Source organism: Eubacterium sp. CAG:161 (genome assembly GCF_000432355.1).
Classification (GTDB): Bacteria; Bacillota; Clostridia; order Lachnospirales; family Lachnospiraceae; genus Eubacterium_G; species Eubacterium_G segne.
The window spans coordinates 1-3,763 of sequence record NZ_HF991862.1 but is presented as its reverse complement, the minus strand read 5'-3'; the positions used below and the strand labels follow the sequence as shown (position 1 = coordinate 3,763).

Genomic DNA, 3,763 nt, shown 5'->3' with positions numbered 1-3,763 from the left:
GATGAAGCTTACAAGGCAGTATCTGATATTGCACAGGAAGGTGGTACAATCCTTTTTGTTGGTACTAAGAAGCAGGCTCAGGATGCTGTTAAGGAAGAAGCACAGAGATGTGGTATGTACTACGTTAACGAAAGATGGTTAGGTGGTATGCTTACTAACTTCAAGACTATTCAGTCAAGAATTAAGAGATTAAAAGATATTGAAAGAATGTCTGAAGATGGAACATTTGATGTTCTTCCTAAGAAAGAAGTTGTTAATATTAAGAAGGAATGGGATAAGCTTGAAAAGAACCTTGGCGGTATCAAGGAAATGAAGAGAATCCCAGATGCTATCTTTGTTGTAGATCCTAAGAAGGAAAGAATCTGCGTTCAGGAAGCTCATGCACTTGGAATTACATTAATCGGTATTGCTGATACAAACTGTGATCCTGAAGAATTAGATTACGTTATCCCAGGTAACGATGATGCTATCAGAGCAGTTAAACTTATTGTTTCTAAGATGGCAGATGCTGTTATTGAAGCTAACCAGGGTGAAGAAATGGTAGCAGAAACAGCTGAGGCTGAAACAGAAGAAGTTAACGAGACAGTAGAAGAATAATATAGATTTCAGGAGGAATAGAATTATGACAATTACAGCAGCAATGGTAAAAGAATTAAGAGAATTAACAGGTGCTGGTGTTATGGCTTGTAAAAACGCTTTAGTTGAAACTGATGGTAATCAGGAAGCAGCTATTGAAGTTTTAAGAAAAAAAGGTGAAGCTACAGCAGTTAAAAAGTCTGGCAGAATCGCTGCAGAAGGTATCGTTTATACATTAGTAGAAGACGGTAAGGCTGCAATCGTAGAAGTTAACTCAGAAACAGACTTTGTTGCTAAGAACGAAAAGTTCCAGACATTCGTAGGTAATGTTGCTAAGCAGATTGTTGCTTCAGACGCTAAAGATGTTGAAGAATTATTAGGCGAAGCCTGGATTCTTGATCCTGCTAAGACTGTTAAGGATGAATTAGTATCACAGATCGCTGTTATCGGTGAAAACATGAACATTAGAAGATTTGAAAAGTTAGAATCAGAAGGTGTTATTTCATCATACATTCATGCAGGTGGAAAGATTGGTGTATTAGTTGAAGCTGATGCTCCTGCAAATGATGCTGTAACAGCAGCAATTAAGACAATTGCTATGCAGATTGCAGCTATGAACCCACAGTACATCTCAAGAAATGATATTTCTGCAGATGAACTTGCTAAGATGAGAGAAATCACAATTGACAGCGCATTAAACGAGCCTGATACACTTCCAAAGCCTATTTTAATGAACTTACTCAACAAGGCTGTAGAAAGCAAGGCTTGGAGCGATGAAGATATTGCTATTTATGAAGAGAAGAAGAGTAACTTAAATTACTTATTCAACTTCCTTTCAAAAGAAGCAAAGGCAGCAGTAGCAGAAATCGCTATGAACGACAAAGCAGAAATCATGGAAAACAAGATTTTCAATGGTTTAGTAGAAGGTCGTGTATCAAAGCAGTTAAAGGAAGTATGCCTTCTTGACCAGACATATGTAATGGCTGCAGACGGAAAGCAGACAGTTGCTAAGTATCTTGATGAAGTATCAAAAGAAGTTGGCGCTACAGTAGCACTTAAGAAATTCGTTCGTTTTGAAACAGGTGAAGGTCTTGAAAAGAAAGAAGAGAATTTTGCTGAAGAAGTAGCTGCACAGATGAAATAATTATCGCGAAGCTTTGAGCAAAGCGACGTAACATAAAAAGAGATAGGATTCTCATATGCTTGCATAATTGAGGACCTATCTCTTTTTATGTTATGCGTCATTCTGCGAATGACTCGTGCTAATTGATTTGTGAAACAAATCAATTAGAGGAGTGGTGCGTATAGAAAAAGGAGGATGCCTTAAACGAACTGTTGATACAGTTTACCAGCTAAAGAGAAAAGTCGCTGTCACAGACGGCGGCTTTTCCTTTTCGGGTAGTATTCAAGAAGTCATAAAGTTCCGTGAGTAATGGAAGAAGGCAATGCTTTGAGAAAGAAGGAGAGTATTATTCTGAAAACTACTTGAGATTTGGGGGAAAAATCTGCTATAATACTACTGTATATCTATGGGTTAGGGGGGATTTGTATCCTTTTTGCCTTAGAAATTATGGAAGGAGGACTTGACTATGGCAAATCAATCTTTTCTGGTTAAACCTTCTATCTTCTCTGGCGTGTCCGCTGTCGGAGAAAGTAAATAGCGGATAGAATTATTTTGGAGGAATGAAAATGAAGAATAAACTTATAAGCCTTCTGCTTGCGTTGTGCCTTGTGATGGCACTTGTTCCGATGACAGCGTTTGCAGAAGAGAACGAGAAAAGCAACAAAATCTCAATCACAACAGTAGATGAGCTTTTGCAATTTGCAAAAGCTGTGGACAATGGCGAATATGACGATAAAACAGATGCGGTTGTATCTCTTGATGCAGATTTGGATTTAACAGGTGTTGCGTGGACACCAATTGGCAGCGTATTTGCTGCTGATGGAACTCTGCTGCATTACTTCAGCGACAAATTTTACGGAAACGGGCATACGATTTCCAATTTAGATTTTTCCGAAAACTATGGAAAGACAGAGTATCCGTCTTTCGGATTTTTCAGTGAGGTTTACGGCGCTGAAATTTCCGGTTTGACAATTCAAGGCAAGCTGGATGTGTCCAATTCAGGGTATGTCTTTTTTGGAACAGTTGCGGGCGTTGCAGAAAACAGCAAAATTTCTGACTGCATTTCGGATGTATCGTTCACAGATACGGACAAATATATCAACGGCCCTACGGCTTTGTGCGGATATGCGATAAATAGCACGATTGAACACTGCCAAAACAAGGGGAATTTTTCAGTAACGACGGATACTACCTCTTTGCAGATGGGCGGTATCGTAGGTGTTGCTGACAACAGTACCGTACAGTATTGCGCCAATACAGGCGATATGACCTCTTGGACACCCCATACCGGCGGAATTGTTGGGCAGTTGTATCAAGGCTCAAAGATTATCAATTGTTATTCCACCGGGAAAATGGTTCCTCTTGGCCATGGCACTACGAATTTCGGCGGTATCGCAGGCACAGTTGGTGCAGGTACAGAAATCAGACATTGCTATTTCGCTGGTGAAATGGATTTATCTCAATATACTGCCACTACACCTTATAAGCGTTTGGGCGGTATTGCAGGCGGTGTTTCTTCTGATACACCTGTTTTTGAAAACAATTATTTCGTGCAAACGGAAAATGTCCCGGCTTGCTTTAAGTATCAGGATGCTGGAACAGAAAAGACCCTTGACTTTATGAAAACGGAAGATTTCTTTAATGAAATCACTGCTGCTGGTGGCAATTATCGATTTAATTCTAATGGAACACCCCTTTTGCCTGCACCGAAATATACAGTTTCTTTTGTCGTAACACCTGCTGAATTGGCGAATGTAGTCATTAAAGTGAATGGTCAGGAAGTAGCAAACCCTGTTGATTTGGAAGCGGGTACTTATACTGTCGAAGTCAGCGCAGATAATTGCGAGGTTTTCAATCTCAATATTACGATTACGGCTGATACAGCAACTCATACGCAGACCATTGCAATGACTTATTTACCTGCCGACTACACTAAGGTCGACGAAGCCATTGCCAAGGCAAATGCACTGAACAAGGACAACTACAAGGACTTCTCTGCTGTAGAAACTGCTGTCAATGCTGTTGTCCGTGACAAGAATATCACTGAACAGAGCGAAGTGGATG

3 protein-coding genes are annotated in these 3,763 nt (G+C 40.0%); all 3 read left to right on the top strand.

What is annotated here, in order from left to right:
* Positions 1-597, top strand: a 597-nt coding sequence (gene rpsB, locus Q5O30_RS05190) for a 30S ribosomal protein S2 (protein WP_302674603.1), incomplete at its 5' end; no start/stop codon positions are given.
* 25 nt (positions 598-622) lie between these two features.
* Positions 623-1,720, top strand: coding sequence for a translation elongation factor Ts (gene tsf / locus Q5O30_RS05185; RefSeq protein WP_021952693.1), 1,098 nt, complete (start codon positions 623-625; stop codon positions 1,718-1,720).
* A 545-nt stretch (positions 1,721-2,265) separates the two neighbouring features.
* On the top strand, positions 2,266-3,763 hold a 1,498-nt coding region (locus tag Q5O30_RS05180), incomplete at its 3' end, for a GLUG motif-containing protein (protein ID WP_302674602.1).